This window comes from Pseudomonas umsongensis, assembly GCF_012647205.1.
Lineage (GTDB): Bacteria > Pseudomonadota > Gammaproteobacteria > Pseudomonadales > Pseudomonadaceae > Aquipseudomonas > Aquipseudomonas umsongensis.
In genome coordinates this window covers 6,068,338-6,094,673 of the sequence record NZ_CP051487.1, presented here as the reverse complement: position 1 = coordinate 6,094,673, position 26,336 = coordinate 6,068,338, and the positions used below count along the sequence as shown (strand labels likewise).

Annotated in this window: 24 protein-coding genes; 8 read left to right on the top strand and 16 right to left on the bottom strand. The window is 60.6% G+C overall.

Annotation, left to right across the window (positions count from 1 at the left end; genetic code table 11):
* Positions 1 to 137: 137 nt before the first annotated feature.
* Positions 138 to 1,085: a S66 peptidase family protein gene (locus tag HGP31_RS27600; RefSeq protein ID WP_020798751.1), complete on the top strand. Its 948-nt coding sequence runs from the start codon at positions 138 to 140 to the stop codon at positions 1,083 to 1,085.
* A 110-nt stretch (positions 1,086 to 1,195) separates the two neighbouring features.
* On the opposite strand, the gene HGP31_RS27595 is transcribed toward HGP31_RS27600, so the two are convergent.
* The 5 genes from HGP31_RS27595 to leuS all read right to left on the bottom strand — a co-directional run bounded on the left by HGP31_RS27595 (position 1,196) and on the right by leuS (position 7,250).
* The gene (locus HGP31_RS27595; RefSeq protein ID WP_033044787.1) at positions 1,196 to 2,518 is read right to left on the bottom strand and encodes a lytic murein transglycosylase; all 1,323 of its coding nucleotides are present in this window, start codon (positions 2,516 to 2,518) and stop codon (positions 1,196 to 1,198) included.
* A 62-nt stretch (positions 2,519 to 2,580) separates the two neighbouring features.
* On the bottom strand, positions 2,581 to 2,745 hold the full coding sequence (gene arfA / locus HGP31_RS27590; protein ID WP_020798749.1) for an alternative ribosome rescue factor ArfA: 165 nt from the start codon (positions 2,743 to 2,745) through the stop codon (positions 2,581 to 2,583).
* A gap of 127 nt (positions 2,746 to 2,872) precedes the next feature.
* Positions 2,873 to 3,910 (bottom strand): DNA polymerase III subunit delta, encoded by a 1,038-nt coding sequence (gene holA / locus HGP31_RS27585; RefSeq protein ID WP_020798748.1) that lies wholly within the window; start codon positions 3,908 to 3,910, stop codon positions 2,873 to 2,875.
* Positions 3,911 to 3,949: 39 nt separating this feature from the next.
* Positions 3,950 to 4,555, bottom strand: a complete 606-nt coding sequence (locus HGP31_RS27580) for an LPS-assembly lipoprotein LptE (protein WP_020798747.1) — start codon at positions 4,553 to 4,555, stop codon at positions 3,950 to 3,952.
* A gap of 88 nt (positions 4,556 to 4,643) precedes the next feature.
* A complete protein-coding gene (gene leuS, locus HGP31_RS27575; protein ID WP_020798746.1) occupies positions 4,644 to 7,250 on the bottom strand; it encodes a leucine--tRNA ligase in 2,607 nt (868 codons plus the stop codon).
* A 282-nt stretch (positions 7,251 to 7,532) separates the two neighbouring features.
* Here leuS and HGP31_RS27570 point away from each other — a divergent pair, with 282 nt between their 5' ends.
* Positions 7,533 to 7,853 (top strand): hypothetical protein, encoded by a 321-nt coding sequence (locus HGP31_RS27570; protein WP_020798745.1) that lies wholly within the window; start codon positions 7,533 to 7,535, stop codon positions 7,851 to 7,853.
* 105 nt (positions 7,854 to 7,958) lie between these two features.
* Positions 7,959 to 8,720 carry a YdcF family protein gene (locus tag HGP31_RS27565; protein ID WP_168758992.1) on the top strand — a complete coding sequence of 254 codons (762 nt, stop codon included), beginning with the start codon at positions 7,959 to 7,961 and terminating at the stop codon, positions 8,718 to 8,720.
* A 99-nt stretch (positions 8,721 to 8,819) separates the two neighbouring features.
* On the opposite strand, the gene lnt is transcribed toward HGP31_RS27565, so the two are convergent.
* From lnt to miaB, 5 genes are all read right to left on the bottom strand, one after another.
* Positions 8,820 to 10,343 (bottom strand): apolipoprotein N-acyltransferase, encoded by a 1,524-nt coding sequence (lnt, locus tag HGP31_RS27560; protein ID WP_020798743.1) that lies wholly within the window; start codon positions 10,341 to 10,343, stop codon positions 8,820 to 8,822.
* A 16-nt stretch (positions 10,344 to 10,359) separates the two neighbouring features.
* A complete protein-coding gene (locus HGP31_RS27555) occupies positions 10,360 to 11,199 on the bottom strand; it encodes an HlyC/CorC family transporter (RefSeq protein WP_020798742.1) in 840 nt (279 codons plus the stop codon).
* A gap of 5 nt (positions 11,200 to 11,204) precedes the next feature.
* Positions 11,205 to 11,699: an rRNA maturation RNase YbeY gene (ybeY, locus tag HGP31_RS27550; RefSeq protein ID WP_020798741.1), complete on the bottom strand. Its 495-nt coding sequence runs from the start codon at positions 11,697 to 11,699 to the stop codon at positions 11,205 to 11,207.
* Positions 11,692 to 12,696 (bottom strand): PhoH family protein, encoded by a 1,005-nt coding sequence (locus tag HGP31_RS27545; RefSeq protein ID WP_020798740.1) that lies wholly within the window; start codon positions 12,694 to 12,696, stop codon positions 11,692 to 11,694. The genes ybeY and HGP31_RS27545 overlap by 8 nt, the downstream gene beginning before the upstream one ends.
* A 183-nt stretch (positions 12,697 to 12,879) precedes the next feature.
* Positions 12,880 to 14,205 (bottom strand): tRNA (N6-isopentenyl adenosine(37)-C2)-methylthiotransferase MiaB, encoded by a 1,326-nt coding sequence (miaB, locus tag HGP31_RS27540; protein ID WP_020798739.1) that lies wholly within the window; start codon positions 14,203 to 14,205, stop codon positions 12,880 to 12,882.
* Positions 14,206 to 14,340: 135 nt separating this feature from the next.
* Here miaB and HGP31_RS27535 point away from each other — a divergent pair, with 135 nt between their 5' ends.
* Entirely contained in the window at positions 14,341 to 14,670 is a 330-nt protein-coding gene (locus HGP31_RS27535) for a DUF1820 family protein (RefSeq protein WP_008066015.1), read from the top strand.
* Between the two features lie 104 nt (positions 14,671 to 14,774).
* On the opposite strand, the gene HGP31_RS27530 is transcribed toward HGP31_RS27535, so the two are convergent.
* The 4 genes from HGP31_RS27530 to HGP31_RS27515 all read right to left on the bottom strand — a co-directional run bounded on the left by HGP31_RS27530 (position 14,775) and on the right by HGP31_RS27515 (position 18,298).
* On the bottom strand, positions 14,775 to 15,329 hold the full coding sequence (locus tag HGP31_RS27530) for a tetratricopeptide repeat protein (protein WP_020798737.1): 555 nt from the start codon (positions 15,327 to 15,329) through the stop codon (positions 14,775 to 14,777).
* A 218-nt stretch (positions 15,330 to 15,547) separates the two neighbouring features.
* On the bottom strand, positions 15,548 to 16,831 hold the full coding sequence (hemL, locus tag HGP31_RS27525) for a glutamate-1-semialdehyde 2,1-aminomutase (protein ID WP_168758991.1): 1,284 nt from the start codon (positions 16,829 to 16,831) through the stop codon (positions 15,548 to 15,550).
* Positions 16,832 to 16,846: 15 nt separating this feature from the next.
* A complete protein-coding gene (gene thiE / locus HGP31_RS27520) occupies positions 16,847 to 17,470 on the bottom strand; it encodes a thiamine phosphate synthase (protein ID WP_020798735.1) in 624 nt (207 codons plus the stop codon).
* A 30-nt stretch (positions 17,471 to 17,500) separates the two neighbouring features.
* Positions 17,501 to 18,298 (bottom strand): hydroxymethylpyrimidine/phosphomethylpyrimidine kinase, encoded by a 798-nt coding sequence (locus HGP31_RS27515; protein ID WP_008052407.1) that lies wholly within the window; start codon positions 18,296 to 18,298, stop codon positions 17,501 to 17,503.
* A 352-nt stretch (positions 18,299 to 18,650) separates the two neighbouring features.
* Between HGP31_RS27515 and HGP31_RS27510 the strand changes: the two genes are divergently transcribed.
* The 4 genes from HGP31_RS27510 (at position 18,651) to HGP31_RS27495 (ending at position 25,120) form a co-directional block, all read left to right on the top strand.
* Positions 18,651 to 21,035 carry a hybrid sensor histidine kinase/response regulator gene (locus tag HGP31_RS27510; RefSeq protein WP_168758990.1) on the top strand — a complete coding sequence of 795 codons (2,385 nt, stop codon included), beginning with the start codon at positions 18,651 to 18,653 and terminating at the stop codon, positions 21,033 to 21,035.
* A gap of 74 nt (positions 21,036 to 21,109) precedes the next feature.
* Positions 21,110 to 22,759, top strand: a complete 1,650-nt coding sequence (locus HGP31_RS27505; RefSeq protein WP_168758989.1) for an acyl-CoA dehydrogenase family protein — start codon at positions 21,110 to 21,112, stop codon at positions 22,757 to 22,759.
* 156 nt (positions 22,760 to 22,915) lie between these two features.
* On the top strand, positions 22,916 to 24,415 hold the full coding sequence (gene amn, locus HGP31_RS27500) for an AMP nucleosidase (RefSeq protein WP_020798730.1): 1,500 nt from the start codon (positions 22,916 to 22,918) through the stop codon (positions 24,413 to 24,415).
* Between the two features lie 69 nt (positions 24,416 to 24,484).
* The gene (locus HGP31_RS27495) at positions 24,485 to 25,120 is read left to right on the top strand and encodes a pseudouridine synthase (protein ID WP_020798729.1); all 636 of its coding nucleotides are present in this window, start codon (positions 24,485 to 24,487) and stop codon (positions 25,118 to 25,120) included.
* Here the strand turns inward: HGP31_RS27495 and HGP31_RS27490 are convergent.
* Positions 25,115 to 25,324, bottom strand: coding sequence for a DUF2788 domain-containing protein (locus tag HGP31_RS27490; RefSeq protein ID WP_007937369.1), 210 nt, complete (start codon positions 25,322 to 25,324; stop codon positions 25,115 to 25,117). The genes HGP31_RS27495 and HGP31_RS27490 overlap by 6 nt on opposite strands.
* Before the next feature lie 208 nt (positions 25,325 to 25,532).
* Positions 25,533 to 26,012 (bottom strand): Lrp/AsnC family transcriptional regulator, encoded by a 480-nt coding sequence (locus tag HGP31_RS27485; protein WP_007894448.1) that lies wholly within the window; start codon positions 26,010 to 26,012, stop codon positions 25,533 to 25,535.
* Between the last annotated feature and the right edge of the window lie 324 nt (positions 26,013 to 26,336).

Below are 26,336 nucleotides of genomic sequence, written 5' to 3'. Positions count from 1 at the left end.
CGGCCTTGCGGGCTTTTTTTGCCTGTCCCACAGCGACATCAGTCTTTTCCTGCGACTGCGCGATGCTTGATCCGCTTCTGTTTGTCTACGTTCCTGACTAATGTGTGTTTGATGTTTTCACGCAGGGAGATCCATGGATGAACGCAAGACCTGACCCGACGCTGCTTCCTCACACGCCTGTACCGGCTTTGCCGATGCAAGGCCTGATCGCTGTTATCGCGCCTGCAGGTCCGGCCGCGCTGGACACTAAAAAAGCCATCGCCTGGATGCGTGCTCGTGGGTATTCGCTGCGGATATTTCCCGGAGTGTTCGAAAAGGACGGCTATCTTGCCGGCAGCGACGAAGTGCGACTCAATGACCTGCACGCCGCGTTCACTGACCCTGAGGTCGATGCCATCATTTGCCTGCGCGGTGGCTACGGTACGCCGCGGTTGCTTGATCGCATCGATTTCCCGCTGCTACGCCAAAACGCCAAGCCATTCATCGGTTACAGCGATATTACCGCGCTGCACCTGGCAATCAGCCGTTATGCGGGTTTCGTAACCTTCCATGGCCCGCTGCTCAATGCCGATCTGCTGGGTGAGCGGCTACCACCGACCGAGTCCTCCTTCTTCAACATGCTCAGGGGCCAGTACAGGGCCGGCATGGTGCTTGCCCATCCGGTTGGCCGGCCCTTGACGACGATCGTGCCGGGTGTCGCCCATGGGCGCCTTCTGGGCGGCAACCTGTCGATGATTGCTGCAACCATGGGCACGCCTTACGAGATCGATGCAGCAGGTGTCATCCTGTTTATCGAAGACATCAACGAGCCGCTGTACCGCATCGACCGGCTGCTGACCCATCTACGCCTCGCGGGCGTGCTGCACAAGCTGCGTGGGGTTCTGGTAGGTGATATAGCGGGGGTAGAGGCCCAGGCCCTGGACCGATTGCTCAGGCAGACCCTGGAACCCTTGTGCATCCCGGTACTGGCCGGGTGGCGCAGCGGGCACTGCAATCCGAACCTGACTCTGCCGATGGGCGCTTTGGTGAAGCTGGATGCGGGGAGCCAGCAACTGTTTCTGGAGCAGAATGTCGTAAGGCGGTAGGTAGGAGCGAGCATGCTCGCGATGGTCGTGAACGATAATGCGGGAAATCTGACACCCCGCGGTGTTCTCGGGTTCATCGCGAGCATGCTCGCTCCTACAGCGATAAAGCTTTAGCGGTTACGCAACCCTTCCAGCAATTTGTGCGTCGGATACCCGTCTGCCGGCCAGCCAAATGACTGCTGGGCGCTACGGATCGCCTTGCGGGTGTTGGCACCAATGATCCCGTCGGCAGTGCCCGCATCGTAGTTCTGCGCACTCAGCAGGTTTTGCAGTTCGATCCGTTCGGTGCGGCTCAGGGGTAGATCATCCTTGGGCCACGTGCCGCTGATCAGCCCTGCGCCATTGAATCGCTCGGACAGCAGGCTCACCGCCAGGGCGTAGGACGACGAGTTGTTGTACTTGAGAATCGCGCGGAAGTTGTCGAGCACCAGGAAGGCCGGGCCGCGGTAGCCTGCTGGCAACAACAGCGCCGCGGACAATTGCTCGGAGCCTGCCGGGAACTGGCCGCCGTTTGGCAGCACTACGCCCATTTGCCGCCATTCGGCAACGCTCTTGCGAATCGAACCATCGGCGAGAACGTAGTTGAAGTTGCCCGGCAACTGCACTTCGAAGCCCCACGGCTGGCCTTTTTGCCAGCCGGAGCTTTGCAGGTAGTGGGCGGTCGACGCCAGGGCGTCGGTGGCGCTGCCCCAGATATCGCGGCGACCGTCGCCATCAAAGTCCACGGCGTGAGTGTTGTAGGTGGTCGGGATGAACTGGGTCTGGCCCATGGCGCCCGCCCAGGAACCCAGCATTTTGTCGGGTTCGATATCGCCTTGCTGGAGGATTTGCAGGGCGGCGATCAATTGTGCGTGAGCGAAGCCTGGGCGGCGGCCTTCGTAGGCCAGGGTTGCCAGGGAGTTGATCACCGACTTGCTGCCCTGGAACTGGCCGAAGTTGCTTTCCATGCCCCACACCGCGACCAGCGCCTGGCGGTCGACGCCGTAGCGTTGTTCGATGCTTTGCAGGATGCCAGCGTACTGGTCGACCAATGCCTGGCCTTTGCGAACGCGCAGCGGCGACAGGGCGCCATCGAGGTATTCCCACACCGGTTTTGCGAATTCCGGTTGGCTGCGGTCGGCACGGATCACGGCCGGGTCGAAGCTGACATTGGCGAAGGCGCGGTCGAACAGGCCGGCACTGATACCGGCGGCCAGGGCGTCCTTGCGAAAACCCGCCTGCCATTCGGCGAAGGTCTGGGTTGGCTGGATGTCGAGGTTTTCACCGCTCGGAACCACGGGCGCGGTGACCGCCGGGGCGGTGGCGACAGGGAGGGTCTGAATTGGCTGGGCGTCGGCGGCGGTGGGTTTTTCCGCGCAGGCGACTAGCAAAATGAGGCTGGAGGCAGCAATCAATTGGCGAAACTGCCAACGACGGGAAAGACAAAGGGGCATGCACGGGTCCAGGGCAAACGAATCAGGTACAGACCTTAACATGTTGAGCGAATGCTTGCCTTTCAGGCCGCCAGAAAGTAAGAAGCCTCCCAGTTGTCAGACTGGAAGGCTTCGCGGCGGTAGCTGCCTTTGCCTTTGCCGGCGCGTTCCTGGCGGCTGCGGAACAAGGGCTGGGCGACGATGGATTTGGCCTTGTTGGGGCCATGTTTAGATGGCTTTCTGCTCATGATGGGCTCTCGCAAGTGGAGTGGTTTTTGCGGGGCAAATCATCGGCCGAATTTGGGGTTCTGTCTAGTCCCTACAATATGTAGGACCTTTCGGACGTCTTTCCTGTAGGAGCGAAGGCGCCAAGCCTTATTCTGCGGGCAACGACAGTTTCTGCCCAGCCATCAACAGCGTCAGGCGACTCAAGCTCATCCACGGCGAACCCGCCGCCTGGCCCTTGATCTGTGCGTCGATGCGCTGGGCTTCGAGCAACAATTGCGCCCAGCGTTGTGCCGAATAACGTTGCAGGGCTTTGCTCATCAGCGGTTTACGCTTGTCCCACACCGGCGGCCTGGCCTGGCTGAAGGCCTTGTCCAGTGGGGTACCCTGGCTGTATTGCAACGAAATATTGGCCAGCAGGCGTAGTTCCCGGGCCAGGGCCCAGAGAATCACCGGGGGCTCGACACCTTCACCGCGAAGCCCTTCAAGCATGCGCAGCGCATGGGCGGCTTCGCCATTGAGAATGGCGTCGGTCAAGCCGAAAACATCGAAGCGCGCACTGTCGGCCACCGCGGCCTGTACGGTTTCGATGGTGATCTGGCCGCCTTCGGCCATCAGCTTGAGTTTTTCGATTTCCTGGGCGGCGGCCAGCAAGTTGCCCTCCACCCGTGCGGCGATCAGCTCGACGGCGTCCTGGCTGGCGGATAGCCCGGCCTGGGACAAACGTTGCCGGATCCAGCTGGGCAACTGGTTGGCATCCACCGGCCAGATCTGGACGAACTGGGTCTGCTGGCCTTCGACCAGCGCCTTGCCCCATTTGGTTTTCTGCGCACTGCCATCGAGCTTCGGCAGGCTGATCAACAGCACCGTGTCTTCGGCCGGGCGCGAGCAGTATTCAATGAGTGCAGCGGCACCTTTGTCGCCGGGTTTTCCGGAAGGCAGGCGCAATTCCAGCAGGCGTTTTTCGGCGAACAGCGACATGCTGGCGCCGGCTTGCAGCAAGGTACCCCAGTCGAAACTGGCGTCGGCGGCGAACACCTGGCGTTCGTCGAAGCCTTGTTGGCGAGCCGCCGCGCGGATGGCGTCGGCGGCTTCCTGGCACAGCAAGGGGTCGTCGCCACTGATGACGTAAACCGGCGCGAGGGCGCCTTGCAGGTGTTTGGCGAGTTGGGCGGGAGCGAGCTTCATAAGAGAGGGCAAACGGGGCGCCACAGCGCCCCGTAAGTCTTACTGCCGAGGCAGGTCGATGGGCGACTGACGCGGCGTGTTCGCCTCAGCCTTCTGCGCCGCTTCCAGTGCCGCGGCTTCCGCCTTGGCCTTGGCTTCGGCAGTCTGCTGCAACTGGTCCAGCTGGGCCGGGGTAAATTGCTGCAGGCGCAACATCATGCGTTGAACCAGCTCGCGACGCATTTCCTTGCGAGCGTCGGCGGCTTCCTGGTCGGAACCTACCAGGTTGTTGCCGTCATGGATGAACACCTTCTGCACTTCGAGCTTGTCGTTGAGCAGGGGCAGGTTGCCCTGGCCGCGAATGTCATAGCTGAGCACCGTGCTCAGTTGATATTCGCCCGTACGACCGGCGCCAGCGTAGCTGAGGATGCGCTGGGATTCCTGCTGGTCGGTCAGGATGAGTTTGTAAGGGGCGCCGTTGTAGACCTTGACGCCGCTGCTCACCAGCATCTGGCGCAGTTGCGTCACGGTATCGCCGTAGGCGTCGCGGGCGCTCAGGTCAAGTTCCTTGAGTGCCAGGTCGGTGGTGCCGGTGCCGCGCAGCTGGAAGCCGCAGGCGCTCAACAGGACCGCGAGCCCTATCACCAGCAAGTTGCGTTTGATCATTGTGTTGCTCCCCTTGAAACCATGTGGGCCAATCGAGCGGCCCGTAAGGTTTTGTTCGGCGCCCGGCACGGCCAGGCGCCTGATCCAATTAGCTGGCGACGATGTTGACCAGTTTTCCGGGCACCACGATCACTTTGCGAATGGTCAGACCATCGACGAAACGCAGCACGTTTTCGTTGGCCCGGGCGGCGGCTTCGACTTCTTCGCGAGTGGCGCTGGCCGGCATTTCGATCTGGCCGCGCAGCTTGCCGTTCACCTGGATAACCAGCGTCAGGCTGTCTTGCACCAGCGCGCTCTCGTCCAGCACAGGCCAGCCGGCATCGATCACCGGATCGGCGTGACCCAGGCGATGCCACAGCTCGTGGCAGATGTGCGGCGTGATCGGTGCCAGCAGCAGGGTCACGGTTTCCAGGCCTTCCTGAACCAGCGCGCGATCCTGCTCGGTGCCTTGTGCGGCTTTTTCCAGCACGTTCATCAGCGTCATCACCTGGGCGATGGCGGTGTTGAACTTGTGGTTCTGGCCGACGTCGTGGCTGGCCTGCTTGATCGCCTGGTGGATCGAACGGCGGATGGCTTTCTGCTCGTCGTTGAGGCCGGCGACGTCCAGTTGGCCCGGCAGGCCCTGGGTGACGTGCGCTTGAGCCAGGCGCCAGACGCGCTTGAGGAAGCGGTGCGAACCTTCTACCCCGGAATCGGACCATTCCGCGCTCATGTCAGGCGGCGAGGCGAACATCATGAACAGGCGGCAGGTGTCGGCACCGAACTGGTCGATCATCGACTGTGGGTCAACGCCGTTGTTCTTCGACTTGGCCATCTTCTCGGTGCCACCGATTTCCACCGGCAGGCCGTCGGCGATCAGCTTGGCGCTGATGACTTTGGCCTTGCTGTCGCGCTCGAGCTCGACGTCCGCCGGGTTGAACCAGGTGTAGGCGCCGTTGGCTTCACGACGGTAGTAGGTCTCGGCGATCACCATGCCCTGGGTCAGCAGGTTCTTGAACGGCTCGTTGGAACTGACCAGGCCTTCGTCGCGCATCAGTTTGTGGAAGAAGCGCGCGTAAAGCAGGTGCAGGATCGCGTGTTCGATGCCGCCGATGTACTGATCCACCGGCAACCAGTGGTCGGCTGCGGATTTTTCTACCAGGCCACCCTCGAAGTGCGGCGAGGCGTAGCGGGCGTAGTACCACGAGGACTCGACGAAGGTGTCCATGGTGTCGGTTTCACGCTTGGCAGGCTGGCCGCATTTCGGGCAGCTGCACTCGTAGAACTCGGGCATGCGCGCCAGTGGCGAACCGGCGCCATCGGGAACGACGTCTTCCGGCAGTACGACGGGCAATTGATCTTCCGGCACCGGCACGTCACCGCAAGTAGTGCAGTGGATGATCGGGATCGGGCAGCCCCAGTAACGCTGACGGCTGATGCCCCAGTCGCGCAGGCGGAACTGGGTGCGCGAAGCGCCGAGTTCTTTCTTGATCAGTGCGACTTCGATGGCGTCGAAGGCGCCGACGAAGTCGAGGCCGTCGAACTCGCCGGAGTTGATCAGCGTGCCGTGCTCGCCGTAGGCGTCTTGCCACGGGGCAGGGTTGGTGTCGCCTGCACTTGTACGAACCACGGATTTGACCGGCAGGTTGTACTTGTGGGCGAACTCGAAATCGCGTTCGTCGTGCGCCGGAACCGCCATGACTGCGCCGTCGCCGTAATGCATCAGCACATAGTTGGCGACCCATACTGGCAGTTTTTCGCCGGTCAACGGGTGCTCGACGAACAGGCCGGTTGGCAGGCCTTTTTTCTCTTGGGTCGCAACGTCGGCTTCAGCAACGCTGCCGCCCTTGCATTCAGCAATGAACGCTTGCAGCTCGGGGTTGTTTTGCGCGGCCAGGGTGGCCAGGTGGTGCTCGGCGGCCACGGCAACGTAGGTCGCACCCATGAGGGTGTCCGGACGCGTAGTGAAGACTTTCAGGGTGCCGGCTTCGCCGATGGAGTCGACGTTGTACGGGAACTGCACTTCCATGCCGCGGGATTTGCCGATCCAGTTGCGCTGCATGGTCTTGACCTGCTCAGGCCAGCCAGTCAGTTCGTCGAGGCTCTCCAGCAGCTCATCCGCGTAGGCGGTGATCTTGAAGTAGTACATCGGGATTTCGCGCTTTTCGATCAGCGCGCCGGAACGCCAGCCGCGGCCGTCGATCACTTGCTCGTTGGCCAGGACGGTCTGGTCGACCGGGTCCCAGTTAACGGTGCCGCTTTTTTTGTAGATCACGCCTTTTTCGAACAGGCGAGTGAACAGCCATTGTTCCCAGCGGTAGTAATCGGGCTTGCAGGTGGTCACTTCGCGCGACCAGTCCACCGCCAGGCCCAGGCTGCGCAACTGGCTTTTCATGTAGGCGATGTTTTCGTAGGTCCACTTGGCGGGCGCTACGTTGTTCTTCATCGCGGCGTTTTCCGCCGGCATGCCAAAGGCGTCCCAACCCATGGGTTGCAGGACGTTCTTGCCTTGCATGCGCTGGTAGCGGGAGATCACGTCGCCGATGGTGTAGTTGCGCACGTGCCCCATGTGTAGCTTGCCGCTGGGGTAAGGGAACATCGACAGGCAGTAGTAAGTCTCCTTGCCTGGCTGTTCACTGACTTCAAAGGACTTTTGCTCATCCCAGAATGACTGGGCGGCGGCTTCGATTTCACGGGGCTGATATTGTTCGTGCATGGCTACTTTTGAACTGAATAGGGGTGGCCTAATCCTCTTCAATGCGACGCTGGACGGTGAACACGCCAATTTGGCGTTTTTCGTTGCCCAGAGGAGCTGGAAGTGGAGTTACAGGAAGCGCCGTAGCATACATGACCGCACTCTATCGAGGGAAACCCTGATTACTGCCGCGCGTCTCGTGAAAACCGCTGCGAGGGCCGTTGGTCGCGGCGTCCAGCCGGTTTGTCGATGGAAGCTAAGCTCTAACTGGGGAGTAGTTCTTATCTTCCAATGAGGTGAGGGATGGTTGAGTCACGGCAAAAAGTTACAAAACCGGAGCTGTACGAAAGACTGATTGACCGTCTTGGAATGGCCCTGGATGCGGCGAAAACCGCTGGCCGGTTGCGTGATGAGCGTCCACTGGAGCTGGAGTTGCGTGGCCTGAGCCCCGCAGAGTTTGCATTGGTCAAGGCGTACCTCGATCGCAGTGAGCGTGAGACACACGGATGCTTGTCTGAGGCAGTGAAGCAACTCGACGCACCACGCACAGCCAAAATTATCTGGCTCAAGGACAAAGTAGCTGGCAGAGACGCGGTAAAGGTCCGGTCCCTGCAGTGCAAATAAGGCATAGAGCCATGCTCCACGGTATTTTGAAGCATAGTCCTTGCGTATTTATTGTCGCATTGCGTCAACCCACTTAGGCTTCGGGCATCTTTAAGGAGATGCCCGATGCCTTTTCGCTATTTCGTCAAACACCTTCTGATGCCGCCCGGCGTTCTTATCCTGTTGCTGGTGCTCGCCTGGTGGTGGCGCCGCTCAAGACCGCGACTTGCCGCTGGGTGCTTCGCCCTGGGCGTGGGTGGTTTCTGGTTGATGAGCCTGCCAGTCATGGTGCAGTGGGGCGCCGGGCTTCTTGAGCGTGAGGCACCCTTGGCACGCGACGAATGGGCAACGTTGGCCCAGCGCGCCGATGCGATCGTAGTGCTGGGCGCCGGGCGGGAGCGGGGCGACCTGGCGTGGGGCAGTGATCAACCCACCGGGATGGCACTTGAGCGAGAGCGCTATGCCGCTCGCTTGGCAAAGGCTTCGGGCTTGCCGATCCTGACCAGTGGCGGATTGCACTATGGCACGCCGCCCACCGAGGCCAAGCTGATGGCGGACTCATTGCACGATGATTTTGGCGTGGCGGTGCGTTGGCAGGAAGGGCGAAGTCGCACCACCTGGGAGAATGCTACGTTCAGCGCCGAGGTCTTGTTGCCTGAAGGCATCAAGCGCGTGGTGGTGGTTACCCAGGCCTGGCACATGCCGCGAGCGGTCTGGAGTTTTCAGAAGGCCGGGTTTGAAGTGGTGCCGGCGCCAGTGGGATTCTTGAGCGTGGACAACGCCGAGCCCCTGGGCGGATGGATGCCGGAGTTCAAGGCGATCTGGCGCAGTGGGCAGTTGTTGAATGAGGCTGCGGGGCAGGTCGGGTATTGGTTGTTCTACCGCTGAAGATCAAAGGATCGCAGCCTTCGGCAGCTCCTACATTTGGAATGCAATCCCCTGTAGGAGCTGCCGCAGGCTGCGATCTTTTGCAGGCGCCACAAATATTCAGACGGTCTTGGCCATCCGGCTGGCAATCAACGCCCAGCCAAACAACAGCACACACACAATGATCAGCGGCCATGAACGCCATTGCAGGTACGGTGTGAGGTTGTGCATGGGCACCACTTCGCCGTACAGGATGCCGCGTTCGAACTGCGGGATCTGCGTGGTGATCTGGCCGAACGGGTTGATCAGGCCGGTCACGCCATTGTTAGTGGCGCGGATCATCCAGCGGCCGGCCTCGAGCGCGCGCATTTGCGCCATCTGCAAGTGCTGCAGCGGGCCGATGGACGTGCCGAACCAGGTATCGTTGCTGATGGTCAGCAGCAGGTCGCTTTGCGCGGCAAGGCCGGCGGCGAACTCTGGATACACCACCTCGTAGCAGATAAACGGCGCAATCTGGTACCCCTTGGCCTGCAGCATGGCCTGGTCGGAAGGGCCGCGGGCAAAGTCCGACATGGGCAGGTCGAAGAACGCGATCAGGCCACGCAGCACATCCTGCAAAGGCACGTACTCGCCAAACGGCACCAGCTTCTGCTTGAGGTAGGTGCCATCGCCTTCGCCGACCACGGTAATGCCGTTGTAAAAGCGTTTTTCGTGATGGACCATTTCGCGGATCGGCACGCCGGTGATCATGGCCGAATCCCGTTCGGCGGCGAATTTGCCCATCATGTCCAGGTAGCCCTGGGCAGACTCCTTGAGCACCGGGATTGCGGTTTCCGGCCAGATCAGCAAGTCGACCCGTTTCGAGCTGAAGCTCATGTCGCGGTACAGTTCCAATTGCGCGTTGAGCTGCGCCGGGTCCCACTTCATGCTCTGTTCGATGTTGCCCTGAAGCGCCGCGACACTCAGTGGCGCGCCTGATGGGCTGGTCCAGGCGTATTGCTTGAGCGCCATGCCGGCCACCCATGGGCCAGCGAGCAGCGCAATGCCCACGGCGATGAAACCTTTGCGTCCGGTGCGCACCAGGCGCATGGCGTTGTAGATCAAGGCGGCCGTCAGGGCCAAGGTAAAGGATATCAGCCACATCCCGCCGACAGGCGCGAGGCCGGACAGCGGGCCGTCAAGCTGGCTGTAGCCGGAGTAGAGCCATGGGAATCCGGTCAGGAACCAGCCTCGAAATGCTTCCTGGCCGACCCACAGCGCCGCAAATGCCAAGCTGTCCGCCAGCGGTGCTTCGTTGCGTCGCAGCCAGCGCGCCCAAATCCAGGCAGGCAGGGCGAAGAACCAGGCAATCGCCGCGGTGAAGATCAACATCAGGAAGCCGGCCAGCAGCACCGATGCACCACCGAAGTGATGAATGCTGTAATAGATCCAACTGGTACCGGCGCCAAACAGGCCGAAGCCGAAACACCATCCACGGCCCAAGGCCTGCCGGGGATTCAGTTCACGCAAGCCGGCATAGAAAAGCCCGACCGCCAGCAGTGCCAGTGGCCAGATATCGAACGGCGCCAGGGCCAGGGTGGTGATTGCACCGGCCGCCACGGCCAGCAGGTTACCGGGCCAGCCGGGGCGGGTTGTCCAGCGCATTTCAATCCTTAGGTTTTTACCGGGCGATAGGTGTCAGTCGCAGCAAATGAATCCGCCGACTGTCGGCGTTCAGGATGCGAAAGCGATAGGCGCCGATTTCGGTGATTTCGTTGCGTTTTGGCAGGTGCCCGAACGCGCTCATCACCAGGCCACCCACGGTGTCGAACTCATCGTCGGAAAATTCGCTGTCGAAGAACTCATTGAAGTTCTCGATCGGCGTCAGGGCCTTGATCAGGAAGTCGCCGCTGGGCAGTGGCTTGATGTAGCTGTCTTCTTCGACGTCGTGTTCGTCTTCGATGTCGCCGACGATCTGTTCCAACACGTCTTCGATGGTCACCAGGCCTGCCACGCCGCCGTATTCGTCAATGACGATGGCCATGTGGTTGTGGTTGGCGCGGAACTCACGCAACAACACGTTCAGGCGTTTGGATTCCGGCACGAAGGTAGCCGGGCGCAGCAGGTCCTTGATGTTGAAGCTGTCGCCGTTCTCCCTGAGGATCAACGGCAGCAAGTCCTTGGCCAGCAGCACGCCCATCACGTCATCGTGGCTTTCGCCGATCACCGGGTAGCGGGAGTGGGCCGAATCGACCACGGCAGGCAGGAACTCGCGGGGTGTCTGGGTCGCCTTGATGCTGATCATCTGTGAGCGCGGGACCATGATGTCCCGTACTTGCAGGTCGGCAACCTGGATAGCGCCTTCGACGATGGCCAGCGCTTCGCTGTCCAGCAGTTTGTTCTGATGTGCATCGCGCAGCAGCTCCAGCAGCTCCTGGCGGTTCTTCGGCTCGTGGGCAAAAGCCTGGGTGAGCTTACCCAGCCAAGACTTCTGCCCGTTGCTCGATCGATCTTCGCTCATAGCGATTACTCTGAATCCTTTGTTGTTTCGGTAGGGGATAAATCGGTTTCGTCGTCCGCGTACGGATCGCGATAGCCCAGTTCTGCAAGCAACGTTCGTTCCAGTGCTTCCATCTCTTCGGCTTCGTCGTCATCTATATGGTCGTAACCCAGCAGATGCAAGCAGCCGTGAATCACCAGGTGCGCCCAATGGGCCTTGAGCTCCTTGCCCTGCTCGACGGCTTCTCGCTCGACCACGGCCACGCAGATCACCAGGTCGCCCAGCAGCGGGATGTCGAGGAACTCGTCCGGCACATCGGCAGGAAACGACAGGACGTTGGTGGCGTAATCCTTTTGTCGCCAGGTGTTATTCAGTTCGCGGCCTTCGGCTTCGTCGACCAGGCGAATGGTCATCTCGGAGTCGGCGCTGCGCTGGCGCAAGGCCAGTTCGCACCATTGGCGGAACTCGGCTTCGCTGGGGGCGGGCGCTTGAGTCGCAATTTGCAGATCAAGCTCAAGCATCGCGTCGGCTGTCCTTTGGCGTTTCATCGATGGCACGATTTTCGAAACGCTCGTAGGCCTCGACAATGCGCTGCACCAGCGGGTGACGCACGACGTCCTTGGGCATGAAATGGGTAAAGCTGATACCCGGAACATCCTTAAGCACTTCGATCACGTGGTGCAGCCCGGACTTGGTGCCTTTAGGCAGGTCGACCTGGGTGATGTCACCGGTGATGACGGCGGTGGAGCCGAAACCGATCCGGGTCAGGAACATTTTCATCTGTTCGACCGTGGTGTTCTGGCTTTCGTCGAGGATGATGAAGCTGTTGTTCAGCGTACGGCCGCGCATGTACGCCAGTGGGGCCACTTCGATCACCTGGCGCTCGATCAGCTTGGCGACGTGTTCGAAACCGAGCATTTCGTAGAGCGCGTCATAAAGCGGGCGCAAATACGGGTCGATTTTCTGCGACAGGTCACCGGGCAGGAAGCCGAGCTTTTCACCGGCTTCGACCGCCGGACGCACCAGCAGGATACGCCGGATCTGTTCACGCTCCAGGGCATCCACTGCGCAGGCGACGGCCAGGTAGGTCTTGCCGGTACCGGCCGGGCCGATGCCGAAGTTGATGTCGTTGCCAAGGATTTCCTTCACGTAGCGCACTTGATTCAAGCCGCGAGGGCGAATCATGCCTTTCTTGGTGCGCAGGGCGACGGAGGCATCGGCAGGCGAATGGTTGTCCAGCTCTTCGACGGCCGATTCCTGCAGGAACAGGTGAACCATGTCCGGCGACAACTCGGTACCCTTGGTTTCCCGGTACAGGCGGCGCAGCAGGTTTTCCGCGGAGGTGGTGTGCTTACGCTCGCCGATCAGTTCGAACTGGTTTCCGCGGTTGCGGATCTCGATAGTCAGGCGCTGTTCGATCAAGCGCAGGTGCTCGTCGAACTGCCCGCACAGATTGGCAAAGCGGCGGGCCTCGAAAGGCTCGAGGATGAAACGATGTGGTTCGATGGGTGCGTTCAAGGTCGTATTTAGCCGCCCTGGGGCAATTGGGATGATTCAAGGATAGCGCCAGTGGCGCGGGTGCGAAAGCTCTTAAATATCGCAACGCAAAACACCGCCCTGTAGGAGCTGGCTTGCTGGTGATAGGGGCGCCACGGTACATCAGGCGCACCGCGTTATCGTTCATCGCCAGCAAGCCGGCTCCTACATCAACGAGCCCCGCAGCGAGTGCGGCTGTGCGGCGTCGATGTGCACATCGGCAAACTGGCCGATCAGGGTCGGATTGTCGCAGCGGAAGTTGACGATACGGTTATTCTCGGTTCGCCCTTGCAGCTCGCCAGGGTCTTTCTTGGAGTAATCGGTTACAAGAATCCGCTGAGTCGTACCGACCATTTGTCGGCTGATTTCAAAGCCCTGCTGGTTCAGGCGATGTTGCAGGGCGTTCAAGCGCTCTTTTTTCAGCTCTTCCGGGGTTTCATCGACCAGGTCGGCGGCCGGAGTGCCCGGGCGCTGGCTGTAGACGAACGAATAGGAGAAGTCGAAACCGACGTCCTGAATCAGCTTCATGGTTTGTTCGAAGTCTTTCTCGGTTTCGCCGGGGAAACCAACGATGAAGTCCGAACTGATGCAGATGCCCGGCACGGCAGCGCGCAACTTGCGCAGTTTGGATTTGTATTCCAGCGCCGTGTGGTTGCGTTTCATCGCCGCGAGGATGCGGTCCGAACCCGATTGCACCGGCAGGTGCAGGTGTTTCACCAGCTCCGGTACTTCGGCGTGGGCCTGGATCAGGCTGTCGGAGAATTCCAGCGGGTGCGAGGTGGTGTAGCGGATGCGGTCGATGCCATCGACTGCGGCGACCACGCGGATCAGTTCGGCCAGATCCGCCAGGCGACCGTCATGGGTCTTGCCGCGATAGCCGTTGACGTTCTGCCCCAGCAGCGTCACTTCGCGCACGCCGTGTTCGGCCAGGTGAATGATTTCGGCAATCACGTCGTCGAACGGGCGGCTCACTTCTTCACCGCGGGTGTAGGGCACCACGCAGAACGTGCAGTATTTGCTGCAACCCTCCATCACCGACACGTAGGCGCTCGGGCCATCGATGCGTGGCTCGGGCAAGTGATCGAATTTTTCGATTTCGGGGAACGAGACGTCGACTTGCGGCAGCTTGGTGATGCGCGCGGCGTCGATCATTTCCGGCAGGCGGTGCAAGGTCTGCGGGCCGAATACCACGTCGACATAGGGCGCACGGTCGCGAATGGCGGCGCCTTCCTGGCTGGCTACGCAACCGCCGACGGCGATTACCATGTCCGGGTTGGCCAGCTTCAGCTCGCGCCAGCGGCCCAGTTGGGAATAGACACGGTCCTGGGCGCGCTCGCGGATCGAGCAGGTGTTGAGCAGGATCACGTCGGCGTCTTCAGCGCGCGCCGTGACTTCCAGGGCCTGGTGTTCGCCCAACAGATCGACCATGCGCGAGCTGTCGTACTCGTTCATCTGGCAACCGTGGGTTTCGATGTAAAGCTTCTTGGCCATGGATAGAGTCATCACGTGATTCAAAGAACCGCGCATTATAGGGAACATGCACTCAGGTTCCTACCGCTGCGCGTCCGGCGGCTATGCTATAGTTCGCGCCCTCATTTTTATCCCCCGATGTGTTGCTCGCCCACCATGACCAAACGTGAAGCTCCAATCTACAAGGTGATTTTCCTCAATCAGGGCCAGGTGTTCGAAATGTACGCCAAGCAGATCTATCAAAGCGATCTGTGGGGCTTCCTGGAAGTGGAAGAGTTCGTCTTTGGCGAGCGCACACAGGTAGTCGTAGACCCGAGCGAGGAGAAGCTCAAGGCCCAGTTCGAAGGGGTCGTGCGCAGTTTCGTGCCAATGCATTCGATCGTGCGCATCGACGAGGTCGAGCGCCTGGGTACACCGAAAATCAGCGAAGCCCGCGGCACGGTCGGCAATGTGATGCCGTTTCCGGTGCCGATGCCTGAGAAGTAGTCTTCAAGACCGAGTCGCCTCATTCGCGAGCAGGCTCGCTCCCACAATAGATCAACTGTGGGAGCGAGCCTGCTCGCGAAGGGGCCGTCAGATCAATACTGAAGTCAGGGAAGCGGCGCGAACGGCGTCCGCCCATCGGCACTCTGCAATTCCATCAGGTATTTACGGAAGATTTGCCCCAGCACCTGAGTGGCGACTTCCAGTTCCTGGCGCGGCATCTTCTCGGCGACTTCGTCGGCCGTGTCCAAGGCTTCTTCCGCACCGTTGACCGCCGCCATCTTCAGTACGATGTACGCCTGAATATTATTGGCCGGTACGCCCTCGCCGTGAAAGAACATGGTGCCGAGTTTGAATTGGGCCTGCGCATGGCCTTGCAGCGAGGCTTTTTCGAAGTAGTTCAGGGCTTTATTGAGATCGCGTGGCGCGTTATTCCCATCGTAGTAGAACTCACCCAACTCGTATTGCGCTTGGGCATCCCCTTCATCCGACGCTTTCTGGCAGGCAGCCAGTGCCTGTTCCAGGTCTTGCGGCTGGGTATTGAGGGTGCAGCGACCCATCGCTGGGATTAACAACGAGTTACCGCCTGCTTGTGCGAGCGCGAGCAGGGGCTGAAGGAGCAACAGGCAGCCCAGTGAAAGGGCGCGGCCGGTGCGGTTCATGGGAATCGACTTACCTCTGAGGGGCGCGCGGACCCATCGAGGGGATCCAATAAGCGCGCATTATGAAATAAGCAGGGCCAACCTTACAAAGTCTTTACTCGTTTTTCTGCTGCGCGGGAAATATATCGGCCACTTAACAGGGATTATTAGCAGATGAGCAGGAAAAAGGGCAGGAGTGAAGGCTGACGCCGGCAATGGCCAGCGTCAGCGCTACGGCGTTACTTCAGCGCAGCAAAGGCGCGCTCGGCGGCATCCAGGGTCAGTTTCAGCTCGACTTCGCCGTGGGCGATCGAGGTGAAGCCGGCTTCGAAAGCGCTTGGCGCCAGGTATACGCCACCTTCGAGCATCAAGTGGAAGAAGCGGCCGAACAAGGCGGCATCGCTGGCCATCACGTCGTCGAAGGTCACAATGTCGTCGGCACCGCTGAAGTACAGGCCGAACATGCCACCGGCCTGGGTGGTCACGAAGGGAATACCAGCCGCATCGGCTCGCACTTGCAACCCGTCGAGCAGGCGAGTGGTGTAGTCGGTCAGTTCGTCGTGGAAGCCCGGGCGGCTGATCAGGCGCAAGGTGGTCAGGCCCGCCGCCATCGCCAGCGGGTTACCCGACAATGTACCGGCCTGGTATACCGGACCCAGCGGGGCGATACGCGACATGATTTCACGCTTGCCGCCAAAGCAACCGACCGGCATGCCGCCGCCAATGATTTTGCCGAAGGTGGTCAGGTCCGGTGTCACGCCGTAGTGAGCCTGGGCGCCGCCAAGGGCAACACGGAAACCGGTCATCACCTCGTCGAAAATCAACACCACGCCGTGCTTGTCGCACAGGGTCCGCAGGCCTTCGAGGAATCCTGGGGCCGGCGGCACGCAATTCATGTTGCCAGCGACCGGTTCGACGATGATGCACGCCACGTCCTGACCGACTTCGGCAAGCATGGCCTCGACGGCATCAATGTCGTTGAATGGCAGGGTCAGGGTGTGTTTGGCGAACGCGGCGGGTACACCCGCCGAGCTCGGCACGCCTTGGGTCAAGGCCCCGGAGCCGGCCTTGACCAGCAGGCTGTCGGAGTGGCCGTGGTAGCAGCCTTCGAACTTGATGATGCTGTCGCGACCGGTAAAGCCACGGGCCAGGCGGATCGCGCTCATGGTCGCTTCGGTGCCGGAGCTGACCATGCGCACCATTTCCATCGACGGCACCAGCGAGCAGACGAGATCCGCCATCTGGGTTTCCATCTCGGTCGGCGCGCCGTAGGACAAGCCGTGTTCAAGCTGCTTGCGCACGGCATCCAGGACTTGCGGGTGACTGTGGCCCAGGATCATCGGGCCCCAGGAACCGACGTAGTCCACATAGCGCTTGTCGTCTTCGTCGGTGACGTAGGCGCCTTCGGCATGCTTGAAGAACAACGGCGTGCCGCCAACGCTCTTGAATGCACGGACCGGCGAGTTCACGCCACCGGGGATGTGTTTCTGGGCATTGGCAAACAGGGTTTCGGAACGAGACATGATCGGGCTCTCAAATCAGATTTTCAGTAATTCGTTAAAGGCGCGGGCGCGGCGGGTCACTTCAGCCGTGCTCTCGGCGCCAAACAGGCCATGTACCACGGCGAGCAGATCGACCCCATGGGCCACTAGCGGGGCGGCGTTGTCGAGGGTGATGCCGCCGATCGCGCAGATCGGCAGATGCAGTTTGCTGCGGGCCTGGTCGAGCAGGTCGAGACTGCAGGTCGGGGCGCCGGGCTTGGTGTTGGAATTGAAGAAGCGGCCGAACGCGACATAACTGGCGCCTTCCCTGGCGGCTTGCTCGGCCAATTCAAGCTGCGCGTGGCAGGTCGAGCCGATGATCGCTTTGGAGCCGAGCAGGGCGCGGGTCGGCGACAGCGGGCCATCGGTCTGGCCCAGATGCACGCCCACGTTCAGGCGGGCCGCCAGCTCGGCGTCGTCGTTGATGATCAACTGGGTCTTGTAGCGTTCGCACAGGTCGCGCAAGGCTTCGGCTTCACGCAAACGACGGGCCTCATCGCTGCTCTTGTCGCGGTATTGCAGCAGGGTGACGCCACCTTCCAGCGCCGCCTCCACGTACGAAAGAAATTTACCGGCCAGCAACTGGCTGTCGGTAATGGCGTACAGGCCACGTAGTTTCATCAAGCAAGCCTCACCGCAGCTAATAGAGAGTTACGAACAGAAGTCCAGTGGCAGGCGGCGTGGCACGAATTGGCCTTTGCCCAACTGCTCCGCATCGCGCAGGGTGCGCCACGTGTAGTTAAGTGCAGTCTGTACGGCGCTGGCGAGGTTTTCACCTTGGGCCAGACGGCCGGCAAGCGCACTGGCCAAGGTGCAACCCGAGCCGTGATAGCTGCCCGGCAAACGTTGACAGGTGTAGGTTTCGCGCAAGCCGTCGCGGCTGTACAGGCGGTTGTGGATTTCGGTTTCGTCGCCATGGCCGCCGGTGATCAGCAGGTGTTTGACGAACGGCAGGAGTTTTTCAGCGCACTCATCCGCGGTGCCTTCAGGCAGTTCGGCGAGGATACGGGCTTCGGGAAGGTTGGGGGTGGCGATGATCGAGAGCGGCAGCAGGCGTTCGCGCATGGCGTAGCCGACTTCGTCCTTGCCCAGTCGACCTCCGCCACCGGCGCGCAGTACCGGGTCACAGACCACCGGCAAGTGCGGGTGCGCCGAAAGCAGTTCGACCACGGTGTCGACCATTTCCAGGGAACCGAGCATGCCGAGCTTGACCGCCGCGACTTCGGAATCGTTGAGCACGGCATTGGCCTGGGCCAACACCCACTCACGGTCGAGCACGCGAAAGTCAGTGACATTGACGGTGTCTTGCACGGTCAGGGCGGTGACGGCCGGAGCCGCATGGCAACCCTGAGCGAGCAAGGCTTCGATATCTGCCTGCAAGCCGGCGCCACCACTTGGGTCGTGGCCGGAGAGACAGAGGACAACGGGGCGAGAGCTGTAGATATTCATGGTGCGCGAGCTTACCACCAAACATCTTTTTTCGAAGCCCGCTGCGCGACAGTCAAAAGATCGCAGCCTTCGGCAGCTCCTACAGGGTCTTCAGGTCGACGCGAAAACCGTAGGAGCTGCCGAAGGCTGCGATCTTTTGATTTTGTGACCAAACCAAACGCTCTATCTCAATAATCTTCGCTGGAACTACCGTTCTAGAGCCTTTGTGTGAAAAATTTCGGTAGTGCTCATTAGCCATCAACGGCTATGCTAGAGTGGATCCAAACCAATAACAGGTATCACCGGTTTTACGTCTACTCAAAAGGAATGGGGGGCTTCCTGACAGGACCGGACAGGCCATGCTGGGGCATAAATGCGCTATTTGCTGATGTTTGTGTTGTGTTTGCCCCTCTTGGCGAACGCCGTTGAGTTCAATGAACTCACCCGAAGCCTTCCCCTCGGGCGAACCCTGCAAGTGTTTGAAGACGCGGGTGGTCAGGCGACTGTCGCGGATGTTCGTGCGCAGGCGGCAGCTGGCAACTTCAAGGCGCATGACAAGACCACCCTTAATGCCGGCTATTCGCGCTCGGTGTTCTGGCTGAAAATCGACCTGCATTACCGCCCTTCAAACCCGACTGCGCAACGGACCTGGCTGCTGGAGTTGGCTTACCCACCGCTTGATCACCTTGATTTGTATCTGCCTGACGAGAGCGGCAACTATCAATTGGCCAGGCAAACTGGCGACGCCTTGCCGTTCTCTAGTCGTGAAATACGCCAGAACAACTATCTGTTCACTTTGGAATTTACGCCTGACCAGGCGAAAACCCTGTACTTGCGCCTGCAAAGCCAGGGGTCGATCCAGGCGCCGGTTACGTTGTGGTCCAGTACGGCCTATCTCGAAGACCAACCGGTGCGCCTCTATGTGTTGGGGCTGATCTACGGTGTATTGCTGGGCATGCTGGTCTACAACCTGTTCATTTACCTCAGCGTGCGCGATACCAGCTATCTCTACTACATCTTCTACATCGCCTCGTTTGGCTTGTATCAGCTGTCGGTGAACGGCGCGGCCGTGCAGTATTTCTGGCCAGATAATCCCTGGTGGGCCAACGCTTCGACGCCTTTTTTCATCGGTTGTGCCGGATTGTTCGGTAGCCAATTCGCCCGCAGCTTCCTGCAGACCGCCACCCTCAGCCGCTGGATGGACCGCTTGCTGCTGGCGTTGGTGGCATTCGGCGCGTTGGTAGTCGGGTTGTCCCTGATGACCAGCTATGCCTTGGCCTTGCGCCTGGCCACGACCCTGGCCCTGACCTTCACGGTGGTGATTTTTGCCGCGGGGATTTTCGCCTGGTTGCGCGGGTTGCGGGTTGCGCGCTATTTCATCATTGCCTGGTCGGCGTTTCTGCTAGGCGGCATCATCAATACATTGATGGTGCTCGGTTACCTGCCGAATGTGTTCCTGACCATGTACTCCAGCCAGATTGGCTCGGCCATCGAAGTGGCGCTGCTGTCCATGGCCCTGGCCGACCGTATCAACGCCATGCGCGAGCAGCAGGCGCAAACCCTGCTCGACGCCGGGCAAAAACTTGAGGCGCTCAACCAGCAGCTGGCACACAGCAACAAGCTCAAGGACGAATTCCTCGCCACCCTGACCCACGAATTGCGTACGCCCATGAACGGCGTGATCGGATCGCTGGAGCTGATGCAGACCGTCGAGATGGACCCTGAGCTGGAGCAATATCAGCAAACGGCTGCGGGATCGGCGCGGGACATGATGCGCATGGTCAATGGCATTCTCACCCTGACCGAACTGCAGGCGGGCAAGCTCAAGGCTTCTGCGACCACCTTCAGCTTGCGCAACGTGGTGGAGGCATTGCGTGCCCAGTTCTACGGCAATGCCGCGAGCAAGTCGCTGGACTTCAAGGTCGACGTGGCACCGGGTGTGCCGGATCGCTTGGACGGCGATAGCGCCAAGCTGGCGCAATGCCTGGAGTGCCTGCTGGATAACGCCATCAAGTTTACCCGGGTCGGCGGGCTGGCGTTGCGGGTCACCGGGAAACCAGTCAACCCAGAGCGACTGGCGTTGTCCTTTGCGGTGATCGACACCGGTATCGGCTTCACTGACCTTGGAGAGGCGACGATGTATCAGCGCTTCTTCCAGCTCGATGGTTCGATGACGCGCGAGTACGGCGGCCTGGGTGTCGGCCTGGCCATCTGCCGGCAACTGGTGGAATTGCTTGGCGGACGCCTGACGCACCGCTCCGAGCCCGGGCGCGGCAGCCGTTTCCAGCTTGATGTCGAGTTTGACATTGCCACACCGCAGCGACCTGCCACACCGATCGCGACGCGGGAATCGCCGCGGCTGCGCCAGCCTCAGGATTGCAGCGTATTGCTGGTGGATGACAACAACGTCAACCAGTTGGTGATGCGCGGCATGTTGCTCAAGCTCGGGTTTCGCGTGCGCACCGCCGACAGCGGCCTGGCCGCGCTGGATTTTTTGCAGCGCGAAACCTTCGATGCGGTGCTGGTCGATTGTCAGTTGCAAGCGCTCGACGGCGTTTCCGTGTGCTGCCGGATCCGGGCATTGCCCGGTTACGCGCAAGTGCCGATATTCATGATCGCCCTGGGGACTGAGCTGGAGCGCTGCGAGAGCGGCGCGATGATTGACCATTTGAGCAAGCCGGTGAAATTCGAGGACTTGCAGGTCGCGCTTTATCGTCGCGTGCTCTGTTCAGAGCAGGGCGAAAGCGCCGACAGTTAGGCAGATATGACACTTTGATCGGCCAGGGGGCGGTGCTTAACTGAAGTCCCTTGGCTGAGCAAAGGAGCCCCGTCATGAACCTGCATCAGTTCGCCGAAACCCACGAAGTCACCAACCAGCCACCCTCGCTGGATGGCACCAACCTGTATCGCATCGACCTGCCCCTGCAGGAGTGGGCGCGGCGTTTCGGGGCCGGTTGGGCCGAATCGCGGATCGATGCATACGGCGCGCTCGCCGGCGGACCGTTGATGGCGGCGGGTTTCCTGGCCAATCAGAACAAGCCGATTTTCAGCAGTCATGATCGCTATGGACATCGTATCGACCTGGTGGAGTTTCACCCGGCCTATCATGAATTGATGCGCGCAGCGATCGAGCATGGCCTGACCTCGTTGCCCTGGGCGCATCCGCAGTCCGGTGCGCATGTCGCCCGCGCCGCCATGACCTATCTGCATAGCCAGGCCGAAGCCGGCAGCGGTTGCCCATTGACCATGACCTTCGCCAGCGTCCCGGCGTTGCGCCTGCAACCGGACCTGGCGGATCAATGGCTGCCGAAGATCCTGTCCACGGAGTACGACCCGCGTAATGTCGGCATGGCCCACAAGGCTGGCGTCACGATTGGCATGGCCATGACCGAGAAGCAGGGCGGCACCGATGTCCGCGCCAATACCACCAAGGCTTATCCGGTGGGCGCCAGCGGTCCTGGTCAGGCGTACGAACTGGTGGGGCACAAGTGGTTCTGTTCGGCGCCCATGTGCGATGCCTTCCTGACCCTGGCGCAGACGGACAAGGGGCTGACCTGTTTCCTGCTGCCGCGGCATCGTCCGGACGACACGCGCAATCAGTTCTACATCCAGCGCCTGAAAAACAAACTCGGCAACTGTTCCAACGCCTCCAGCGAAGTGGAGTTTCGCGGGGCCTTGGCGTGGATGGTCGGTGAGGAAGGGCGCGGCGTGCCGACGATCATCGAGATGGTCGCCATGACCCGTTTCGATTGCATGGTCGGCTCAAGTTCGTTGATGCGCCAGGCGCTGACCCAGGCCAGCCACCACTGCGCCCACCGCAAGGTTGGCGGCAAGTTGCTCAGCGAACAGCCCTTGATGCAGAACGTGCTGGCGGACCTGGCGCTGGAAAGCGAAGCCGCCCTGGCCTTGAGCCTGCGCATGGGGCGGGCGCTCGATCATCTGGACGACTCACAGGAAGCCAAGTTCGCCCGGCTGGTGACAGCGGTGGGCAAGTACTGGATCTGCAAGCGCGCGCCGGCCATGATCAATGAAGCCGCTGAATGCATGGGCGGGGCGGGGTACGTGGAAGACAGCATCTTGCCGCGCCTGTACCGCGAGGCTCCGGTGAACTCGACCTGGGAAGGCTCCGGCAACGTGCAATGCCTTGATGTGCTGCGCGCCTTGTCCAAGGAACCGGGCGTGCTCGATGCATTGTTCAGCGAATTGGGTGATGGTCATGGCGATAAACGCCTGGCCGCGCACATCGCCCAATTGCAGTCGGCCTTCAAGGATACCGACGATATTCAATACCGTGCCCGGCAGTTGACCGAAGACATCGCCCTTGGGTTACAGGCGAAGCTGTTGTTGGAGGCGGGGAATACGGCGGTGAGTGACGGGTTTATCGCCAGTCGCCTGAATGGCGGTGGGCGGGTTTATGGCGGGTTGCCGCGTGGGTTGAATGTGGAAGCGATTGTTGCTCGTTCGACTCCGCAAGGTTTCTGAACTGTGGGAGCGAGCCTGCTCGCGAAAGCGATCTGTCAGCCACATCGATATTGGATGTGCCATCGCCTTCGCGAGCAGGCTCGCTCCCACAGGGGATCTGCGGCGCTCCCTGCATTTGTGTCGCCACTGTTCCCGTGAAGCGACGATACAGGCAAGATGAAGGCCTGCAAGTCAGAACACAGGATGCTGATCGTGACCGAAGCTTTTATTGTCGTTCAAACCGCCGAGCAAGCTGTAGACCGGCTTGCTCTCTTGCACAATCGTGCAACCACCGCTCTGAGCCAGGCGCTCAAGCGTTATCTCAAGGATCGTGTCGAGCCGGACGCCGAACAGCGGGCAATGTTTCGTTATCCCGAACTGCGTCTGACCTACCACTGCCAGGGCGAAGTCCCGCAGACCACGCGGGCCTACGCCAAGGTCCAGTTGCCAGGCACCTACAGCGTCACCGTCACCCATCCCGCTGCCTTCCGTAAATACCTGCTGGAGCAACTCGTGCCGTTGATGCACGACTTCACCGTGACCGTGGAGGTCGGTGTCAGCCAGCAGAACATTCCTTATCCATACGTGGTCGAGCAGGGCGATGAGTTGGCCGGCTCCGGTGTCACCGCCGCCGTGCTGGCGCGGGTGTTCCCGAGCACCGACCTGTCGGCGGCGACCGACGGTATTGCCGACGGCTTGTACGATTGGGAAAACACCGATCCGCTGCCCTTGGCGCTGTTCGATGCCGCCCGAGTGGATTTTTCCCTGCGCCGTCTGGTGCATTACACCGGTAGCGACTGGCGGCATGTGCAGCCATGGATCCTGCTGACCAACTATCACCGTTACGTCGACCAGTTCATCGTCCATGGCCTGGAGCAACTGCGCAAAGATCCGCGCTTCGTGCGCATGGTGCTGCCGGGTAATGTGATCATCGAAAAGAGCATGGATCACGGTGAAGCCTCGGCGATTGCCGCAGGTGTGGTCTGGCATCGCTACCAGATGCCGGCCTACCACCTGATTGCTACTGATGGCCACGGCGTGACCCTGGTCAATATCGGCGTCGGCCCGTCCAACGCCAAGAACATCACCGACCACCTGGCGGTACTGCGTCCGCATTGCTGGCTGATGATCGGCCACTGCGGCGGGTTGCGTCAGTCCCAGACCATTGGCGACTACGTGCTGGCCCACGCCTATATGCGCCGTGACGGCATTCTCGACCGGGTCGTGCCGCCAAATATTCCGATTCCGGCCTTGGCCGAAGTGCAGCTCGCACTGCAACAGGCGGCGGCCAACATTACCGGCGAAAAGGGCGACGAGCTGAAAAAGCGCCTGCGTACCGGCACCGTGCTGACTTACGACGACCGTAACTGGGAGCTGCGCTGGGCCCAGGAACGGCCGTTGATCAACTTGTCCCGCGCCGTGGCAGTGGACATGGAAAGCGGTACGATCGCGGCCCAGGGTTATCGCTTGCGGGTGCCTTACGGCACGTTGCTTTGTGTGTCGGACAAGCCCCTGCACAGCGAAATCAAGTTGCCTGGCTCAGCCAACGCCTTTTATGAGCGCGCGGTCAGCCAGCACCTGAAAATCGGTATCGAAGCCGTGGACTTGTTGCGCACAGAGCTCAACTCGTTGCACTCGCGCAAACTGCGCAGCTTCGACGAGCCGCCGTTCCGCTGATTTGGCGATGGTCATTTAACGGTCGGGCTACTAGCATTAGCAGCCCTGACCGTTAGATGTTCCTTCACCATGTCCCGTGTGCAACGTCCTGTTTCCCGCCGCCCTGGCGCAAAGCCATCCCCAGCAGCCCCGCGCCGTGTCGCCAAGGCGCCTCCCGCTGCGCCCAGGCTGATCCTGTTCAACAAACCCTTCGATGTGCTGACGCAATTCAGTGACGCAGAAGGGCGCGCGACCCTCAAGGACTACATCGATGTCCCGGGGATCTACCCCGCAGGACGGCTGGACCGCGACAGCGAAGGTCTACTGCTGCTGACCAACGACGGCCAGCTCCAGGCACGCATCGCCGACCCGAAACACAAACTGGCCAAGACCTACTGGGTGCAGGTTGAAGGCGAGCCGAGTGCCGAACAGTTGCAGCGCTTGCGTGACGGTGTCGAATTGAACGATGGCATGACCTTGCCTGCGCAGGCGCGGCAACTGGATGAGCCGCCGTTGTGGCCGCGTAACCCGCCGGTACGCTTTCGTAAAAGTGTGCCGACCAGTTGGCTGGAACTGGTGATTCGCGAGGGTCGCAATCGGCAGGTGCGGCGGATGACGGCGGCGGTCGGGCTGCCGACGTTGCGGTTGGTGCGTGTCAGGATCGGCGACTGGACGATCGAAGGGCTCGATCAGGGCCAGTGGAAGGAAGTGCCAGCGCGCTTATAAAGTGCCGGATTCGATCAGGCCAATGACCACGCTCTTGATCACAAATGCAGCAACGCCAAGGCCCAGCACGAAAAACAGAATAAACGAGCCAAACCGTCCGGCCTTGGACTTCTTCGCCAGATCCCAGACGATGAAACCCATGAAAATGATCAGTATGCTGACCAGGCCGGTCATCATCCACTCTTCGAAAACTGCAGGATCCATTGAACATCTCCGCGCGGGCGAGGCTAAAAGGGCGCGGCGAGTATACGCCAATGGATGTTGGCAATGAGTTGACCTGCGGCAGCGTGTCGCAGCTATTCGTCGCCCGACCTGCTCTCGTAGGAGCTGCCGAAGGCTGCGATCTTTTGATTTTGCTTTTAATAAACAAGATCAAAAGATCGCAGCCTTCGGCAGCTCCTACAGAAGCAGTTCAGCTGCGCAGATGAGTGAGCGGTAACTCAGTGCTGTTTAAAACCTGATTGAGCACAAAACTCGAGCGCACACTGGTCACCCCTTCAATCCGCGTCAAATGCCCCAGCAGCAATTTCTGGTAATGGTCCATGTCCGGCACCACGACCTTGAGTTGATAATCGGCATCCATCCCGGTCACCAGGCTGCACTCCAGCACCTGCGGCAAGGTGCGAATGGCGGCCTCGAAGTTTTCGAATCGTTCCGGCGTGTGCCGATCCATGCCGATGAGCACATACGCCGTCAGGCTCAAGCCAAGCATCTTACGGTCGAGCAGGGCGACCTGGCGGGTAATGTAGCCGTCGTCTTCCAGTTGCTTGACCCGCCGCGAGCAGGGGGAGGGCGACAGGCCAATGCGTTCGGCCAACTCCTGATTGGAGATGCGCGCATCGCGCTGCAATTCAGCCAAAATGCTCAGGTCATATCGGTCAAGTTTGCTCATCGAACGGTCCCTTGTCATAACTATTGCGACAGATTATCTATCCAGGGTTAAAAATTGCGCAAGTGATGTTTATTTGAGCAATATTCGCAATCCTCTGCCGGTGCTCCGGGCCTATTCTTATCACCAGAATCACTGCTCGGACAAACAGTCCAATGCGGCCCGCCGAATCAGGCCCGCCGCGGTCGCCACCCCCACAGGGGATGTGCTGACCCCCGAGCTGCACACTGTCCAGAAGACGGCGTGAGGTGAGCCGACGTCAAAAGCGTCGAGCACGGACGAAGTTCTCAAGGGGAGGCCGACGGGTCTCCCCTTTTTCTTGCCTGT

Coding starts and splice junctions, on each gene's coding strand:
- hemL (WP_168758991.1), bottom strand. CDS start 16,831: ATGTCTCGTTCCGAAACCCTGTTTGCCAATGCCCAGAAACACATCCCC.
- HGP31_RS27565 (WP_168758992.1), top strand. CDS start 7,959: ATGCCTTTTCGCTATTTCGTCAAACACCTTCTGATGCCGCCCGGCGTT.
- HGP31_RS27490 (WP_007937369.1), bottom strand. CDS start 25,324: ATGGATCCTGCAGTTTTCGAAGAGTGGATGATGACCGGCCTGGTCAGC.
- HGP31_RS27485 (WP_007894448.1), bottom strand. CDS start 26,012: ATGAGCAAACTTGACCGATATGACCTGAGCATTTTGGCTGAATTGCAG.
- HGP31_RS27535 (WP_008066015.1), top strand. CDS start 14,341: ATGACCAAACGTGAAGCTCCAATCTACAAGGTGATTTTCCTCAATCAG.
- lnt (WP_020798743.1), bottom strand. CDS start 10,343: ATGCGCTGGACAACCCGCCCCGGCTGGCCCGGTAACCTGCTGGCCGTG.
- HGP31_RS27510 (WP_168758990.1), top strand. CDS start 18,651: ATGCGCTATTTGCTGATGTTTGTGTTGTGTTTGCCCCTCTTGGCGAAC.
- HGP31_RS27600 (WP_020798751.1), top strand. CDS start 138: ATGAACGCAAGACCTGACCCGACGCTGCTTCCTCACACGCCTGTACCG.
- ybeY (WP_020798741.1), bottom strand. CDS start 11,699: ATGCTTGAGCTTGATCTGCAAATTGCGACTCAAGCGCCCGCCCCCAGC.
- HGP31_RS27530 (WP_020798737.1), bottom strand. CDS start 15,329: ATGAACCGCACCGGCCGCGCCCTTTCACTGGGCTGCCTGTTGCTCCTT.
- HGP31_RS27555 (WP_020798742.1), bottom strand. CDS start 11,199: ATGAGCGAAGATCGATCGAGCAACGGGCAGAAGTCTTGGCTGGGTAAG.
- HGP31_RS27595 (WP_033044787.1), bottom strand. CDS start 2,518: ATGCCCCTTTGTCTTTCCCGTCGTTGGCAGTTTCGCCAATTGATTGCT.
- holA (WP_020798748.1), bottom strand. CDS start 3,910: ATGAAGCTCGCTCCCGCCCAACTCGCCAAACACCTGCAAGGCGCCCTC.
- thiE (WP_020798735.1), bottom strand. CDS start 17,470: ATGAAACTACGTGGCCTGTACGCCATTACCGACAGCCAGTTGCTGGCC.
- HGP31_RS27495 (WP_020798729.1), top strand. CDS start 24,485: ATGTCCCGTGTGCAACGTCCTGTTTCCCGCCGCCCTGGCGCAAAGCCA.
- leuS (WP_020798746.1), bottom strand. CDS start 7,250: ATGCACGAACAATATCAGCCCCGTGAAATCGAAGCCGCCGCCCAGTCA.
- HGP31_RS27505 (WP_168758989.1), top strand. CDS start 21,110: ATGAACCTGCATCAGTTCGCCGAAACCCACGAAGTCACCAACCAGCCA.
- amn (WP_020798730.1), top strand. CDS start 22,916: ATGAAGGCCTGCAAGTCAGAACACAGGATGCTGATCGTGACCGAAGCT.
- arfA (WP_020798749.1), bottom strand. CDS start 2,745: ATGAGCAGAAAGCCATCTAAACATGGCCCCAACAAGGCCAAATCCATC.
- HGP31_RS27515 (WP_008052407.1), bottom strand. CDS start 18,298: ATGAATATCTACAGCTCTCGCCCCGTTGTCCTCTGTCTCTCCGGCCAC.
- HGP31_RS27580 (WP_020798747.1), bottom strand. CDS start 4,555: ATGATCAAACGCAACTTGCTGGTGATAGGGCTCGCGGTCCTGTTGAGC.
- miaB (WP_020798739.1), bottom strand. CDS start 14,205: ATGGCCAAGAAGCTTTACATCGAAACCCACGGTTGCCAGATGAACGAG.
- HGP31_RS27570 (WP_020798745.1), top strand. CDS start 7,533: ATGGTTGAGTCACGGCAAAAAGTTACAAAACCGGAGCTGTACGAAAGA.